This is a genomic window from Qipengyuania sp. CAU 1752 (assembly GCF_054482615.1).
In genome coordinates this window covers 1563818-1579779 of the sequence record NZ_JBTLRE010000001.1, presented here as the reverse complement: position 1 = coordinate 1579779, position 15962 = coordinate 1563818, and the positions used below count along the sequence as shown (strand labels likewise).

At 61.8% G+C, this 15962-nt stretch carries 14 protein-coding genes and 1 tRNA gene; 13 read left to right on the top strand and 2 right to left on the bottom strand.

Annotated features, from left to right (window positions below):
• The first annotated feature begins 45 nt into the window (after nucleotides 1-45).
• From proS to rnr, 3 genes are read left to right on the top strand one after another with little or no spacing between them, the layout of a single operon-like run.
• Nucleotides 46-1590, top strand: coding sequence for a proline--tRNA ligase (gene proS / locus ACXYL9_RS07710; RefSeq protein WP_459038998.1), 1545 nt, complete (start codon nucleotides 46-48; stop codon nucleotides 1588-1590).
• A 31-nt stretch (nucleotides 1591-1621) separates the two neighbouring features.
• On the top strand, nucleotides 1622-3001 hold the full coding sequence (locus ACXYL9_RS07705) for a M28 family peptidase (RefSeq protein ID WP_459038997.1): 1380 nt from the start codon (nucleotides 1622-1624) through the stop codon (nucleotides 2999-3001).
• A 23-nt stretch (nucleotides 3002-3024) separates the two neighbouring features.
• Nucleotides 3025-5373, top strand: coding sequence for a ribonuclease R (gene rnr, locus ACXYL9_RS07700; protein ID WP_459038996.1), 2349 nt, complete (start codon nucleotides 3025-3027; stop codon nucleotides 5371-5373).
• A gap of 29 nt (nucleotides 5374-5402) precedes the next feature.
• Here the strand turns inward: rnr and ACXYL9_RS07695 are convergent, their stop codons facing one another.
• Nucleotides 5403-5852, bottom strand: a complete 450-nt coding sequence (locus tag ACXYL9_RS07695; RefSeq protein WP_459038995.1) for a universal stress protein — start codon at nucleotides 5850-5852, stop codon at nucleotides 5403-5405.
• A 152-nt stretch (nucleotides 5853-6004) separates the two neighbouring features.
• Between ACXYL9_RS07695 and ACXYL9_RS07690 the strand changes: the two genes are divergently transcribed.
• From ACXYL9_RS07690 to ACXYL9_RS07665, 6 genes are all read left to right on the top strand, one after another.
• Nucleotides 6005-7294 carry a pyruvate dehydrogenase complex dihydrolipoamide acetyltransferase gene (locus tag ACXYL9_RS07690; protein WP_459038994.1) on the top strand — a complete coding sequence of 430 codons (1290 nt, stop codon included), beginning with the start codon at nucleotides 6005-6007 and terminating at the stop codon, nucleotides 7292-7294.
• Nucleotides 7291-7707, top strand: coding sequence for a hypothetical protein (locus tag ACXYL9_RS07685; protein WP_459038993.1), 417 nt, complete (start codon nucleotides 7291-7293; stop codon nucleotides 7705-7707). Before ACXYL9_RS07690 ends, ACXYL9_RS07685 begins: the two co-directional genes overlap by 4 nt.
• A complete protein-coding gene (locus tag ACXYL9_RS07680; RefSeq protein ID WP_459038992.1) occupies nucleotides 7700-8098 on the top strand; it encodes an acyl-CoA thioesterase in 399 nt (132 codons plus the stop codon). Before ACXYL9_RS07685 ends, ACXYL9_RS07680 begins: the two co-directional genes overlap by 8 nt.
• A 168-nt stretch (nucleotides 8099-8266) precedes the next feature.
• Nucleotides 8267-9676 (top strand): dihydrolipoyl dehydrogenase, encoded by a 1410-nt coding sequence (gene lpdA / locus ACXYL9_RS07675; RefSeq protein ID WP_459038991.1) that lies wholly within the window; start codon nucleotides 8267-8269, stop codon nucleotides 9674-9676.
• Between the two features lie 59 nt (nucleotides 9677-9735).
• A complete protein-coding gene (locus ACXYL9_RS07670; protein WP_459038990.1) occupies nucleotides 9736-9963 on the top strand; it encodes a hypothetical protein in 228 nt (75 codons plus the stop codon).
• 30 nt (nucleotides 9964-9993) lie between these two features.
• Nucleotides 9994-11847 (top strand): cation:proton antiporter domain-containing protein, encoded by a 1854-nt coding sequence (locus ACXYL9_RS07665; protein ID WP_459038989.1) that lies wholly within the window; start codon nucleotides 9994-9996, stop codon nucleotides 11845-11847.
• Nucleotides 11848-11859: 12 nt separating this feature from the next.
• Here ACXYL9_RS07665 and ACXYL9_RS07660 read toward each other — a convergent pair.
• A tRNA-Ser gene (locus ACXYL9_RS07660) sits at nucleotides 11860-11949 on the bottom strand.
• Between the two features lie 66 nt (nucleotides 11950-12015).
• Here ACXYL9_RS07660 and ACXYL9_RS07655 point away from each other — a divergent pair.
• The 4 genes from ACXYL9_RS07655 (at nucleotide 12016) to ACXYL9_RS07640 (ending at nucleotide 15962) form a co-directional block, all read left to right on the top strand.
• On the top strand, nucleotides 12016-12933 hold the full coding sequence (locus ACXYL9_RS07655; protein ID WP_459038988.1) for an aminotransferase class IV: 918 nt from the start codon (nucleotides 12016-12018) through the stop codon (nucleotides 12931-12933).
• 35 nt (nucleotides 12934-12968) lie between these two features.
• Nucleotides 12969-13679 (top strand): sulfotransferase-like domain-containing protein, encoded by a 711-nt coding sequence (locus ACXYL9_RS07650; protein WP_459038987.1) that lies wholly within the window; start codon nucleotides 12969-12971, stop codon nucleotides 13677-13679.
• A gap of 146 nt (nucleotides 13680-13825) precedes the next feature.
• Nucleotides 13826-14791 (top strand): lytic murein transglycosylase, encoded by a 966-nt coding sequence (locus ACXYL9_RS07645; RefSeq protein ID WP_459038986.1) that lies wholly within the window; start codon nucleotides 13826-13828, stop codon nucleotides 14789-14791.
• Nucleotides 14775-15962 carry a septal ring lytic transglycosylase RlpA family protein gene (locus tag ACXYL9_RS07640; RefSeq protein WP_459038985.1) on the top strand — a complete coding sequence of 396 codons (1188 nt, stop codon included), beginning with the start codon at nucleotides 14775-14777 and terminating at the stop codon, nucleotides 15960-15962. Before ACXYL9_RS07645 ends, ACXYL9_RS07640 begins: the two co-directional genes overlap by 17 nt.

The following is a 15962-nucleotide window of genomic DNA, read 5'->3' as shown; positions in this document are numbered from 1 at the left end:
CGCCCGCCCACTCGATCCACAACTTCAAGACAGGACAGACCCGACGTGCCCGAGATACGCCACGCCCTCACCATCAAGCGCGAGGAAGACTTCGCCAACTGGTACCAGGCTGTCATCGCCGAAGCCGGCCTGGCCGAGGAATCGGGCGTACGCGGGTGCATGGTGATCAAACCTTGGGGCTATGGCATCTGGGAACGCATCCAGCGGCTCCTTGATGACCGGATCAAGGCCACCGGCCACGAGAACGTCTATTTCCCGCTCTTCATTCCACTTTCCAATTTCGAACGCGAGGCCGAGCACGTCGAAGGTTTCGCCAAGGAAATGGCGGTCGTCACCCATCACCGGCTGATTGCAGATGGCGAGGGCGGGCTGATCCCCGATCCGCAGGCCAAGCTGGAAGAGCCGCTGGTAGTCCGACCGACGTCGGAAACCATTTTCGGCGATGCCATGGCGCGCTGGATCCAGAGCTGGCGCGACCTGCCGCTCAAACTCAACCAGTGGGCCAATGTCGTACGCTGGGAAATGCGTACCCGCATGTTCCTGCGCACCAGCGAATTCCTGTGGCAGGAAGGCCATACTGCCCACGCCACGGCCGAAGAGGCCAAGGAGCATACGTTGACCATGCTCGAGGTCTATCGCGCCCATGCCGAGGACGATCTCGCATTGCCGGTGATTGCCGGCGAAAAGCCTGAAAACGAGCGTTTTCCCGGCGCGGTCGAGACGTGGTCGATCGAAGCCATGATGCAGGACGGCAAGGCCCTGCAGGCGGGCACCAGTCACTATCTTGGCACCAATTTCTCGCAAGCCTCGGGCATCAAGTACCAGGCCCGCGAAGGTGGCGAGCAATTCTGCCACACCACCAGCTGGGGCGTTTCGACCCGCATGATTGGCGGCGTCATCATGACCCATGGCGATGATGACGGACTACGCGTTCCACCGCGCATAGCGCCACAACAGGTCGTCATCCTGCCAATGCTCCGCGACAAGCCCGAGGATGACGCGCTGATTGCGTATTGCGAAGAGCTGCGCGCCTCGCTCGCGGCACAATCCGCGCTGGGCGAACCGGTCCGCGTCCTGCTTGATACCAAGCCGGGCAAAGCTGCTGCCAAGCGCTGGGACTGGGTGCGCAAGGGAGCACCCGTGATCGTCGAGGTTGGCGGACGCGATATGGACAACGGCGTCGTCAGCATGTTGCGGCGCGATAATTTGTGGAACGCTGAGACCGGCAAACCGGCGTTCGAGACGCCAAGCCGCGAAGCGCTGGCTGAAAGCATCTCCGACTTGCTCACCGGCATCCAGACCGCCCTGTTTGAGGAAGCGCGCGAGCGCCGCGATGCCCAGATCGTCGACGAAGTGAGCTGCTTCGATGAAGTGCGTGCCTATTATTCGAAGGGCATCAAGTTCCCCGGCTGGGTGAAGGTCGCATGGTCGAAGCCAACGGGCACGGCACTGGACAATGTGGTCGAGCAGTTGAAGGACCTGAAGCTGACGATCCGCAACGTGCCTATGGACGCACCTGCACCCGATGGCCCGTGCATCTTCACCGGCGAACCGGCCAAGGAATGGATTTACGTCGCCAAGGCGTATTGACCGCGCCCTCGCAAAGGTCTGAAAAGGCGGCATGCGCAAACTGATCCTCGCCGCCGCCCTTTTCACCACACCCGCCGTTGCCCAGGATACGCCGGCCGACAATGTCTCGGCCGATCGGCTTAAGGAAGATGTCGAGAAGCTCGTTTCCTTCGGCACCCGCCATACTTTGTCGGAACAGGATGATCCCACTCGCGGGATCGGGGCCGCAGTGGACTGGGGCGCAGCCGAGTTTCAACGCATAGCTACGGCTTGCGGTGGCTGCCTCGACATCGTCCTGCCCGAAACGACGGTCGAAGGGCGCCGCATCCCGCGCCCGACCAGACTGCGCAACGCGGTCGCCATTCAGCGCGGGACCGAACGGCCAGATGAAGTCGTCATCGTACAAGGCCATATCGACAGCCGGGCCACCGACCCATTCGATTGGGAAAGCGATGCTCCCGGCGCCAATGACGATGGCTCGGGCACCGCGCTTGTCATTGAAGCTGCAAGGGTGCTGACCGGCAAACGCTATCCCACTACCATCATCTACGCGCTGCTCTCTGGCGAGGAGCAAGGGCTCTATGGCGGTCGCCTGTTGGCGGACTGGGTCGAGGCGCAAGGCTATACGGTCAAGGCCGTGCTCAACAACGATGTCGTGGGCAACAGTTGCAGCAGCGACGGCTATTGCGATGCCGAAAACGTGCGCGTCTTTTCCGAAGGGCCACGCGCCGACCTGACCGACGATCTGCGCGCCTCCCAGCGCCGCGAAGGTGGTGAAAACGACAGCCCGAGCCGCAATCTGTCACGCTGGATCGATGGCCTGGCCGACGAATTCGAAGACGGGCTCGATGTACGTCAAATCTGGCGGGTCGACCGGATGGGGCGTGGCGGAGACCAGATCCCTTTCCTCGAAAAAGGGTATCCTGCTGTCCGCATTACAGTCGCGGTCGAAGATTACGAGCACCAGCACCAGGACCTGCGGGTCGAGGACGGCGTGACCTATGGCGACACTGTGGAGGTGATGGACTTCGATTATCTGGCCAAGGTGACGCAGCTCAATGTGCGTGCGCTTGATCGACTCGCACGGGCTCCCATGCCACCAGAAACCACGGCAGAAGCAGCGGTGCGCACCGATACACTGGTGCAATGGACCACGCCGCAGGGGGCGTCGAACTTTGTGGTTCATGGTCGGCGAACCGACAATCCGGCCTGGACAGAAACATTCGGTGCGGTCGCCATGTCAGCAATGATGCCGGTTCCGATGACAAAGACAGACCCGCAATCTCTCATGCAGTTCATCGTTCCCGAACGCGGGGACGACTGGTTTTTCGGAGTCAGCGCATGTGCGGGAAATATCTGCAGCCCAGTCGCCAGCGCTGTTCCGGCGGGCGCTTTCGCGCCTGTCGCGTCGCCAGAGGGTGACAGCGAGTAACGCCATCCCCATATTGTGGCCATATGACAAGAAAACAGAACAGCAAACGGTCGCCTCACCATAAGCAGGGGCTTCCGACCACCGCGCAAATCCTCGAATTCATCCAATCCAGCGAAACGCCTGCGGGCAAGCGCGAAATCGCCAAGGCTTTCGGCCTCAAGGGGCAGGAAAAGATTGCCCTCAAGAAGCTGCTGAAAGACATGGCCGAGGAAGGCCTGATTGACGGCAAGAAGACCGCCTATCACCGCATGGGCGGAGTGCCGAAAGTCACCGTCCTCAGGGTGATTGATATCGACGACGGCGAATTGTTCGCCGAACCTGAGAACTGGGACCCCGACGACAAGCAGAAGCCGCCGCGGCTGTTGGTAGTCGAGGCCAAGGGCGGACGCGGTCCCAAAGGTGCCAAGGGCATGCCGGCGCTCAAGCGCGGCGACCGCGTGCTCGCCAGGACCGAGGAAACCGATCGCGGCTGGCGCGCCTTCCCGATGAAGAAATTGCCTGCCCGCACCGAGGGGCTGATGGGCGTGATCGAGATCGACGGCAGCGGCAAGCCATGGCTAGCACCTGTCGACAAGAAGGTCCGCAATTCGGTCCATGTAGTCGATTTGGGCGGAGCCGAGTCTGGACAGCTGGTACTGGCCGAACAGGCCGGCCGCTCACCGCGCGCCGGGGTCAAGGTGGTGGAAGTGGTCGGCGATCCGCTCGCCCCGCGCAGCTTCAGCCTGATTGCAATCGCCAAGCATGGCATTCCGCACGTCTTTCCCGAAGAAACGCTGGCCGAGGCCGAGCTTGCTGCCGAATTGCCGCTCAGCGAGGAAAAGCGTGAGGATCTGCGCGACGTGCCAATCCTCGCCATAGATCCCGCCGACGCGCGCGATCATGATGACGCGATCTACGCCAAGCCGGATGACAAGGGCGGGTTCGATGCCATCGTCGCTATCGCCGACGTTTCCTATTACGTCCGTCCCGGCAGTGCCGTCGATCGCGAAGCGCGCAAGCGCGGCAATTCGGTCTATTTTCCTGACCGCGTCGTGCCAATGCTGCCCGAGGTGCTCAGCGCCGATGTCTGCTCGCTCAAGCAGGGCGAAGACCGCGCGGCGATGGCGTGCCACCTCAAGATTTCGCCCGAGGGCAAGGTGACGTCATGGCGTTTCACCCGCGCCATCGTCCGCCTGACGCACAATATTGCCTATGAGGATGCGCAGGCGCAGATTGATGCCGGTGACGCAAACCAGGAACTGCGCGACCTGTGGGCGTGCTGGAAATTGCTCGCCGCGGCGCGGGCCGCGCGTGATCCGCTCGAACTCGACCTCCCCGAGCGCCGCGTGATCCTCGATGACAAGGGCCAGATTGCCGACATTGCCGTGCGCGAACGGATCGACGCGCACCGCGTGGTCGAAGATTTCATGATCGCTGCCAATGTCGCCGCTGCCAAGGCACTGGAGGCCAAGGCCTCGCCGGTCGTCTACCGCGTCCACGAGCAGCCGAGCCGCGAGAAGATCATTTCCTTGCGCGATTATCTCGGCACGCAGGGCAAGAAGCTGGCGATGGGGCAGGTCATCACGCCGACCCTGTTCAACCGTTTCCTGAAAGACGTGTCGGATGACGCCGAGAGGGTGTTGCTGATGGAGGCTGTTCTGCGCAGCCAGATGCAGGCCTATTACGGGCCCAAGAATGCCGGGCACTTCGGGCTGGCGCTTGGCTCCTACGCGCACTTCACATCGCCGATTCGCCGTTACGCCGATCTGCTGGTGCACCGCTCTCTGGTCGACACTTACGGCCTCGAACAACCCAAGCCCAAGGGCGACCTGCCAGCGCATTCGGGCCTATCGGACCGCGACCGCGAGGACCTGCAGCAGATTTCAGACGCTATCAGCACGACCGAGCGCCGCGCGATGGAGGCCGAGCGCGATACGATCGACCGCTATGTCGCATCTTATCTGGCGCAGCATGTCGGCAAGACCTTCAAGACGCGCATCACCGGCGTGCAGAGCTTCGGTTTCTTTGCCACGATCCTCGAATTTGGGGGAGACGGGTTGGTCCCGGTCTCGACGCTGGGGCAGGATTACTTCCGCTATGACGAGGCGGCGCAGGCGCTGGTGGGAGACCGGACGGGCACCCGCTACGAGGTTGGGCAGAAGCTCGATCTCAAGCTGGCCGAGGCCAATCCGCTGACCGGCGCGCTCAAGTTCGAACCGCTCGATGCCGAGGGCAACCCGATCGAGCCGCGCGGTAACCGCACCGAACGCAAGAAGAGTGGCGCAGGCCCGCGCGGCAAGCAGGGGAACGGTCAGCGCGACCAGGGCAAGCCCGAGCAGGGCAAGCGCGGACGGCCGAAGAATATCCGCCACCAGGGTCGCCGGAAGAAATAGGCCAACCGCCGCCTGCACTGGCGCGGGCGTCAGGTAATCCGGTCGATATCCTCGGCGGTGAAGGTGCCGGGCACGATCACCAACGGGCAGGGCAGGCTGGCGGCATTTTCGCTGAAATGCATGACCAGCGGGCCGGACGAGGTTTCGCCCGCGGCCAGCACCAGTGCGTGCACCTCGGGGTGTTCGGCGAGGTAGTCCTTGATCACGGCGCGGCCTTCGCCGACGCGCACGGTGATCCTCGGCATCCGCCCGCTTTCGGCCAGCAGTGATCCCGCCGCGCTGGAGGCAACCGCCTCGGCCCGGTCGCGCGCTTCCTGTTCGATGGTGGCCTGGACACCACCGAATGCGCTGAAATTCTGCGGCTGGACCAGCGCGAGGATATGCACCGACCCATCGATGGCTGCGGCCCGCCGCGATGCCCAGCGCAGCGCCTTGCGCGCCTCTTCCGTCTCGTCGATGATTACCAGAAATGCTTGCATGTATTCAGGCCCCTCGGCGTCCCCACGGGCGCGGGTATCCGCTGAAATCGTATGCGTTGCAAGTTTTGGGCAAGAACCTTGCCGCAGCGCGCCAAATTGGCCAAAGCGTAGCGGCAACCAAGCCTTCAAAGCCCAAGGATCCACAGCGACCCATGCCGACCCAGATCAAGATGCCCGCCCTTTCGCCCACGATGGAGGAGGGCACGCTCGCCAAATGGCTCGTCAAGGTCGGCGACACGATCGGCGCCGGCGATTTGATGGCCGAGATCGAGACCGACAAGGCGACGATGGAATTCGAAGCCGTCGACGAAGGCACAGTGGCGCAGATCCTCGTCGAGGAAGGCACCGAGAACGTGAAGGTCGGTGAAGTCATCATGATCCTGGCCGAAGAAGGCGAGGATATCGAGGACGCCAAGGGCGCATCGGGCGGCAGCGCTCCGGCTCCGGCTCCGGCCCCCGCCAAGGCGAAGGACGAGAGCAAGGACAGCGCCGCCAAGCCTGCGCCGACACCGGCACCCGCAGCGGCAGCAACGCCCGCACCAAAGACCGACGGCGACCGCATCATCGCATCGCCGCTGGCCAAGCGGATTGCCGAGCAGAAGGGCCTCGACCTTTCGGGCGTCACCGGCAGTGGTCCGGGTGGCCGGATCATCAAGGCGGACGTGGAAGACGCCAAGCCGGGCGCGGCTCCGGCGAAGACGGACAGCGCGGCTCCGGCTCCCAAGCCTGCAACGCTCGGCGGCGATCTGGATGCACCCTACGAAGCGCAGAAACTCAACAATGTCCGCAAGGTCATTGCGCGCCGCCTGACCGAAGCGAAGCAGACCATCCCGCATATCTACCTCACCGTGGATGTGCGGCTCGACGCGCTGCTCAAGCTGCGCAGCGAACTCAACGCCAGCCTCGAGGCGGACGGCGTGAAGCTGTCGGTCAATGATCTGCTGATCAAGGCGCTGGCCCGCGCGCTGCAGCGCGTGCCCAAGTGCAATGTCAGCTTCCAGGGCGACGAGTTGTACGAATATTCGCGGCAGGATATCTCGGTCGCGGTGGCCGCGCCTTCGGGCCTGATCACGCCGATCATCCGCGATGCAGGCCGCAAGGGGCTGGCGCAGATCAGCACCGAGATGAAGGAACTCGCGGGCAAGGCCAAAGAAGGCAAGTTGCAGCCGCAGGAATTCCAGGGTGGCACTGCCAGTCTCTCCAACCTCGGCATGTTCGGCACCAAGCAGTTCGACGCGGTGATCAACCCGCCGCAGGCGATGATCCTCGCGGTCGGCGCGGGCGAGCAGCGCCCATGGGTTGAGGACGGAGAGATCGTGCCCGCTAAGGTTATGAGCGCCACGGGCAGCTTCGATCACCGCGCGATTGATGGCGCGGACGGCGCGCAGTTGATGGAGGCGTTCAAGCAGCTCTGCGAAAACCCAATGGGGCTGGTGGTTTGAACTTCGCGATCAAGGTCACAAGGTTCACAATGGCTGTGATGGCGTCAGGGACGCTTTTGGCGGTAATTATCGGGGCAGTAGCTTACTTCGAGAACCCCGCTGACCGAAACATTGGTTCAATGCTCGTGGTTTGGGGTTTGGCAATTCTGATCGCTGCCATCGGCTGCACTCTATTTGCAGTTGCGAGCTTCATTGGCTTGAGGCGCATGGATGTTTACGGTTCGAGTCTGGGCTTTACAGCTATTGCGGCCCTGTTCGGGGGAACGCTTGGGACTGTCTGGGTTTTGAGCCATCACCTGCGATCTGGTGTGCAGCCTTTCGAGTGGTTCGCTTGGAGCGGCCTAGGCCTTCTGTCGGGTGCAATCGCAGCGCTGGTATGGCGCACTAGCACGGTTGGGAAATCTAATGCCTGACCGCTCCCCCCAAATTCGCGTCACCGCCATGCCAACCGATCTCAACCCCTATGGCGGGGTGTTCGGCGGATGGCTGATGAGCCAGATGGCGCTGGGCGCGGGCTCGCTTGCGAGCCAATTGGGCAAGGGCAAGGCAGTAGTTGTTTCGGCCAGCGATTTCGCCTTTCCCGGTGCGATGGCGGTAGGCGACGAGCTTTCGGTCTATTGCGAGGTGACCACCACCGGCACCACTTCGCTCACCATTGCGGCCGAGGCGGTCGCCCGGACCCGTAATAGCGAAGCGACGACCAAGGTGGCGCAAGGCATTTTCAAATTCGTGGTGCTGGGCGATGATGACCGGCCCCGTCCGGTCAGCATCGCGGCCGAATCTGCTTCGGGCGGCGCGGCGTGAGCGCTGTCCTACACCAGCGCGCCTGTGCCAATGCGGCGGCCATGCAGGGCCGTCAGGACAGCACCCAAATCCGTCTTTTTCGCCGCTCCGGCCAGCGGCGCGATTTCAACGCTAGGACAGTGTTCCATGTGTTCCATCCTGTAGGACATTCCAGAGGGTAATCGATCAATGTCAGCAAGTTACGACGTCATCGTTCTCGGCTCCGGACCCGGCGGCTATGTCGCCGCGATCCGCGCTTCGCAGCTTGGCCTCAAGACCGCGATTGTCGAGCGGGAACTGCTCGGCGGCATCTGCCTCAACTGGGGCTGCATCCCGACCAAGGCGCTGCTGCGCTCGGCCGAGATCTTCCACTACATGCAGAATGCGGGCGATTACGGCCTAAAGGCGAAAGAGATCGAGGCCGACCTGGAGGCCGTGGTCAAGCGCAGCCGCGGCGTCGCCAAGCAATTGAACCAGGGCGTCACGCACCTGATGAAGAAGAACAAGATCGCCGTGCACATGGGCGAGGGCAGACTGACCGGCCCGACCAGCCTGACGGTGAAGGGCGAGAAGGGCGAAGAAAAGCTCTCCGCCAAGCACATCATCGTCGCCACCGGCGCGCGCGCGCGCGACCTGCCCTTCGCCCCGGCCGACGGCAAGCGGGTGTGGACCTATCGCACCGCCATGACGCCGCCCGAAATGCCGACCAAACTTCTGGTTATCGGCAGCGGCGCTATTGGAATCGAGTTTGCCAGCTTTTACAACGATATGGGCGCGGAAGTTACCGTGGTCGAAATGCTCGACCGGGTGGTTCCGGTGGAGGACAAGGATGTCTCCACCTTCCTCGAGAAAAGCCTGACCAAGCAGGGCATGACGATCATGACCGGCGCTGGTGTTGAGGATATCAAATCCGATGCCAAAGGCGTGAAGGCCAAGATCAAGGGCAAGGACGGCACGGTCACAGAACAGCAGTTTAGCCACTGCATCGTCGCCATCGGCATTGTCCCCAATACGGAAGATATCGGCTTGGAAAAGCTCGCAGAAATGGATCGCGGCTTTATCCAGATCGATCCCTATGGTCGCACCAAATCCAAGGGGCTGTGGGCCATCGGCGATTGCACGCCGGGACCGTGGCTGGCGCACAAGGCCAGCCATGAAGGTGTCACCGCCGCCGAGGCTATCGCCAAGGAACTGGGCAACAAGGACGTCCATCCGCACGCGCTCGACCGTAACAACATCCCGGGCTGCACCTATTGCCACCCGCAGATCGCCAGCGTCGGCATGACCGAGGCCAAGGCCAAGGAAGCCGGGCACGAAGTGAAGGTCGGCAACTTCCCCTTCATCGGCAATGGCAAGGCCATCGCGCTGGGCGAGGCCGAAGGCTTCATCAAGACCGTGTTCGACGCCAAGACCGGCGAACTGCTGGGCGCGCACATGATCGGGGCCGAGGTGACCGAGTTGATCCAGGGCTATACCGTCGGCAAGCAGCTCGAAACTACCGAGGCCGAGCTGATGCAGACCGTCTTCCCGCACCCGACCCTGTCCGAAATGATGCACGAAAGCGTGCTGTCGGCTTATGGACGCGCGCTGCATATCTGACGGTCGGCTTCTGGAACGCCGAGCAAGGGCTGCGCGTTGGTCAGGCAAAGGATGATGCCATGACCGATGACCGCAAGACCCACCCGGTGATCCAGGATGACGCTGCCGATGAGAACGACAGTCGCGTGATCAAGGATCACAACGCCCTGGAGAACCAGTCCTCCGTCGATGCCGAGGATTATCCGGCCGAGAAACGGCACGACGGCTCGCTCGTCGACAAGAGCAAGAGCGCCAGGGGGTCGGTCGTCAATCCAGCACCCAAGGATGACAGTTCCGCCAAAGATTGACCGGGCGGCCTGACCCGCTAAGCCGCGGGGATGGGCGAATTCCTGGTCCTCGCATTCAGCCTGCTGGTGGCAGGGGTATTGGCCGTGCCGCTGGCGACCCGCTTCGGGCTCGGCACGGTGCTCGGTTATCTGCTCGCCGGCATGGCGCTGAGCCCCCTGCTCGGCGTGCTCAATGTCGATGTCGCGCAGATGCAGCAATTCGCCGAGTTCGGCGTGGTGATGATGCTGTTCATCATCGGCCTCGAACTTGAACCCAAACGATTGTGGGCGATGCGTCGCCGGTTGGCTGGCTTTGGCGGGGCGCAAGTAGTGGCGACAACGCTTGTGCTGGCCGGCATAGCCTATGTCAGCGGCAATCCGTGGCAGACCGCGCTCGCCATCGGCATGATCCTTGCGCTGTCCTCGACCGCCATCGTCCTGCAGACGCTCAATGAGAAGAACCTGATGCGCACGCAGGGAGGCGAGGCGAGCTTCTCCGTCCTGCTGGTGCAGGATGTCGCGGTCATCCCCATGCTGGCGCTGCTGCCGCTGCTGGCACTGCCCGAATTGGCCGCCGTGGCGCAGGGCGGGGAGAGTGCACACGGCCATGGCGGTCTCAACCTCGTTGAAGATCTGCCGACATGGCTGGCGGGCCTGGCGACTGTCGGTTCGGTGGGCCTCGTTATCCTGATCGGCGTCTATCTAACGCGGCCCGTGTTCCGCACCATCGCCGATCTCAAGCTGCGCGAGCTGTTTACTGCCGCTGCCCTGATGTTCGTGATCGGCATTGCGCTGCTGATGACGCTGGTTGGCCTGTCACCGGCGCTAGGCGCATTCATTGCCGGGGTAGTACTCGCCAATAGCGAGTTCCGGCACGAACTTGAGGCCGACATCAACCCGTTCAAGAGTCTGCTGCTCGGCCTGTTTTTCATCACCGTGGGTGCAGGGATCGATTTCGGCCAGCTCCGCCACCAACTTGGCGAAGTGCTGTTCTGGACCGGCGTTGTGCTCGCCACCAAAATGCTGGTGCTGTTCCTGATCGCCCGCGCCTTCAGCTTGCGCGAACAGGACCGCTGGCTGTTTACGCTGAGCTTGGCGCAAGCTGGGGAGTTCGGCTTCGTGCTGATTTCCTTCGCGCTCGGCAATGCAGTGCTCGGCACAGAGCTGGCGAGCCTCCTGCTGCTGGTCGTGGCCTTTTCCATGCTCATCACCCCGCTGCTGTTCATCATCTATGAAAAGGTGATTGTCCCGCGCTACGAGACGGATGAGGAGCGCGAAGCCGATGCGATCGACGAAAACAACGATATCATCATCGCCGGACGCGGGCGGGTTGGCGGTATTGTTGACCGCATGCTCAATGCCGCGGGCTACCGCGCAACCTTGATCGACTATGATTCACGTCACATCGCCAATCTCGAGAAATTCGACACCAAGGCCTATTTCGGCGACGCCACCAGACCTGATCTATTGGCCAGCGCCGGTATCGCCAATGCCAAGCTGATCGTGGTTGCGCTCGACCAGAAAGATCAGATCGACCGGCTGGTGGAACATGTCATCCAGACATACCCAAATGTCCACGTTATCGCCCGTGCTATTGACCGCGACCACGTTTATAAACTGTGGGCACTCGGCTGCCGCGACATCATTCGCGAAACCTATGATGGAGCCATCCGGATCGGGCGCTCTGCGTTCGAGGCCCTGGGCCACGATCGTCAGAACGCACAGGCAATGTCGGATGCTTTCGAGGAAATGGATCGCTCATCGATGGAGAAAATTGCCGACGTCTATCGCATCGATGTCCCAGCGTGGGAAAACGATGAACTGATCGCCCGGCTCAAGGAGTTGCGGAGCGAATGGGACCCCAAGCTGCGCGACATGATGGACCAGATCATGAAACGCAGGTGAAGAAGGAAAAGTTGGCGGACAGGGTGGGATTCGAACCCACGAAGGGCTTGCACCCTTGCCGGTTTTCAAGACCGGTGCATTCAACCGCTCTGCCACCTGTCCGCTGCGAGGCTGGCTAGCGTCCTGAAGCGCTATTGTCACGCGGCTTCAGCGGCCTACTATCGGATCATGGCAAAAGGCACCCATGACTTCGCGCCCGACCCGCGCAACCAGAGCATCGTGATCAGCGTCAATGGCGAGTTGGTTCCCCGAGAGGAGGCAACTGTCTCGGTGTTTGACAGCGGATTCATGCTCGGCGACGGCGTCTGGGAGGGGCTGAGGCTCCACAAGGGTCAGTTCGCGTTCCTCGACGCGCATCTCGACCGCTTGTTCGAAGGCGCGAAGGCCATCGCGCTGGATATCGGGCTTGATCGCGAAGCCCTGATCGAGCGGTTGGAAGCAACGATTGACGCCAATGCCATGCGCGAGGCGGAGGGCGTCCATGCGCGCCTGATGGTTACCAGAGGCATCCGCTCGACCCCCTATCAGGATCCGCGCGTCGTCATCTCACCTGCAACGATCGTGATCATTCCCGAGTACAAGGCTCCGCTGCCTAGCACGATCGAAAGCGGTATCCGCCTCTTCACAGTCCATGTCCGGCGCGGGGATCCAGCCGTCCAGGACCAGAAGCTCAATTCGCATTCCAAGCTTAACTGCATCACCGCCTGCATCCAGGCGGCGCAGGCAGGTGCCGACGAGGCATTGATGCTGGACCCGCACGGTTTCGTCGCGACCTGCAACTCGACCCATTTCTTTATCGTGCGCAAGGGCGAAGTGTGGACTTCGACCGGCGACTACTGTCTTGGCGGGATCACCCGGGCCAATGTCATCCTTATCTGCCGCGAACAAGGCATCCCGGTGTTCGAGAAGAACTTCTCGTTGACCGATGTGTATGGCGCGGACGAAGCCTTCGTAACTGGCACCTTCGCCGGAGTGGTCCCGGTGACAGAGGTTGACGGCCGCCAGCTAACTCGGAGCAGGGGGCCGATGGTTGAGCGATTGCAGGCTGGCTACAAAGCACTGATGGATAGCGAAGTGGCGTCGTGACGTCATCGCAAGCCACTGAAACCATTAGGATTGCAATGTGGTCGGGGCCACGCAACCTCTCCACCGCGATGATGCGCAGCTTCTCCAGCCGAGCCGATACCTGTGTCAGCGACGAACCTTTTTATGGCGCGTATCTCAAGCAAACCGGTGACCCTCAACCTATGGCTGATAAGGTCATCGCCGACATGGACTGTGACTGGCGTTCGGTGGCCCGTACGCTGCGCGGCGCGGCTCCTGATGGGAGCCCGATCTGGTATCAAAAGCACATGCCACATCACATGGAGGGACCAATAAGCATTGGCGATTTTCCGCAGATGCGTCACGCTTTCCTTATTCGCGATCCAGTCCATGTCGCAGCGAGCTATGCCAACAAGCGCCAGGCAATCACGGCCGACCATCTCGGTGTGACCAGGCAACGCCAGTACTTTGACAAGATTTGCGCGATGACCGGAGCCCAGGCGCCCGTCGTCGATAGCACTGATATTCTCACGAATCCTCGAACTGTTCTTTCAAAACTATGCCATGCACTTGATATCCCGTGGGATTCTTCCATGCTTCATTGGTCCAGGGGGCCGCATGCGCAGGATGGTATCTGGGGGACACACTGGTATGACGCAGTCAATGACTCGACCGGTTTTGGCGCGCCCCCCGAATCTGTGCCCAGCCTCGATCAATCGTTCCAAGCTATCGCAGAAAGCTGCCGTCAGGATTACGAGGCACTCAAAAGGTGGGCGATAAGACCGTAAAAGAACATGCCGCTCGCTCTGTGCGAACCTTTCGTCGCAAAGCGCGTTTAGTGACATTGGCGTTTCGCCATCCAGGTGACACAAGGATATCCATGCCTTTCAGACATTTCCTACTCTCGCTTTCAGCGCTTGCCCTTACTGCGCCCATGGCCCCCGTCTCCGCGCAGGACATGGAGTTCAACGCCTATCTGCAATTGCTTATTGCGCGTTCGAGGGCGGAAGGCGTGAGCGAGGCTACCCTGCAAAGGATGACAGCTGGCCTGACACCCAATCCTACGGTGATCCGCCTTGATCGAGGCCAACCGGGCACTCCAACCAGCACGGGCTACCCTGCGATGCAGCCCTATCTCGATACCCACGTCAATCCGACCCGCATTGCGAAGGGCCGCGACATGTTTGCCTCGACCCGGTCACTCCATCGCCGGATCGAAGGACAATACGGCGTGCCAGCGGAAATCCTGATGGCGATCTGGGGGCATGAAACCAATTACGGCAGTTACAGGGGAGATTTCGATCTCTCCCGCTCGCTCGCCACTCTGGCGTGGGAAGGACGACGGCGCGAATTGTTCGCCGACGAATTCGTGGCGCTGATGAAGGTTGCCGACAAGGGCTATTCCCGGTCCGACCTGGTTGGCAGCTGGGCAGGGGCCTTTGGTAACCCGCAGTTCCTGCCAAGTGTCTATCTGCGCCTGGCAACCGACGGTGATGGCGATGGTCGTGCTGATATCTTCTACAATCGGGCCGATACGCTGGCCTCTATCGCACGCTATTTCCAGGATTCGGGCTGGCGGACGGGACAGCCATGGGGCGTCCGTGCTTCGTTGCCGTCCGGCTTCAACGTCGATGCCTATGGGACTGAACTTGTCGCGCCAGTCTGCCCGCGAGTCCACGAGCGGCACAGTCAATGGAAGACCGTGCGTGAATGGCGGGCCCTCGGGGTCCAGCCACAGATTTACCTGCCCGAAGACACGCTGACATCGGTGTTCCAGCCCGACGGACCGGGCACCCGCGCATGGCTCTTAACCTCAAATTATCGAGTTATCCTCGAATATAACTGCTCCAATTACTACGCTATGAGTGTGGGGCTGTTAGCCGATGAGATTGCCCAATGATGTCCATAAAGCCGCAATTGCCCTCGGATTGAGTGCGATGGTTGCCGCCTGTGCAGGCGGAACGGCTCGGCAAGACCTCGCCAGTGCTGATGGTATTGAAGGTGTACGTGCCACGGCCGGACCTGAAGCGGATTATCCGCAGGTGCTCGGCGAAGCGTTCAGCGTTGACGGGCAAATCTACACTCCCGAGGATACCTACAGCTATGATGCGGTTGGCTATGCCAGCTTCGACGGGGAGGGTGGATCTGGCATATCCGTCGCTCACAAGACGTTGCCGCTACCTAGCTATGTCGAGCTGACATCGCTTGAGACCGGTCGCACCGTTCTGGCGCGGGTTGAACGCCGAGGGCCGATGACTTCGCAGCGCCTCGTAGCCCTATCTGCTGGCGCAAGTGCGGAACTCGGCGTCGCCAATGGAGCGCCGGTCCGCGTACGGCGGGTCAATCCGCAGGAATTCGAGCGCGCCCAACTACGTTCCGGAGGTGCTGTTCCAGCGCGTCTCGATACACCTGAGCCGCTCTTGGCGGTTTTGCGCAAGAAGCTTCCCGCGACGGGAGCGGCGAGCCTGGCTGGGTCTACTAGTCCCCGGGTCGGTTCAATGGCCGATGCGCAGGTCGATGTGCCGGCATCAACCGCTGCCCAGCCTTCAGCTGACCCGCAGCACGTCATCAAAGCTCAGCCTGCTCAAGCTGCTGCACCCAAGACCTTTGATACGGTTTTCGAATCGCAGCGCGAGCCAAACAGGGCATATCCCCTGCCACCGCTGGCCCTAGCGAAAGCCCCAGCAAAGGCAGGGCAGCCAACACCGGTGACTACCCCGGTTCTTGTCGCGCCGACGCCCGAGGTGCAGCGCTTCACTCTCTCTGGCACCCAGACCTCCAAGCCCGCACAGCCTGAGAAATTACTCGGGGCCACGCGCCCGGTGCCTGACGCTTCGGCCCCAGACAGACGTGCGGTAGAAGGCGCTTTCGTGGTTCAGGCAGCGGCATTTTCCAGCAAGGCCAGTGCCGAACGGTTGGCTGGCAGCCTCGATGGCGGGTTCGTGATGCAATCCGGCAAGTATTTCCGCGTTCGCACCGGCCCCTACGCAACCCGTGGACAGGCCGAGGCAGCGCTCGCCAAGGTGCGGGCGGCGGGTTATAGCGACGCACGCGTCTTTTCAGCAGGATAG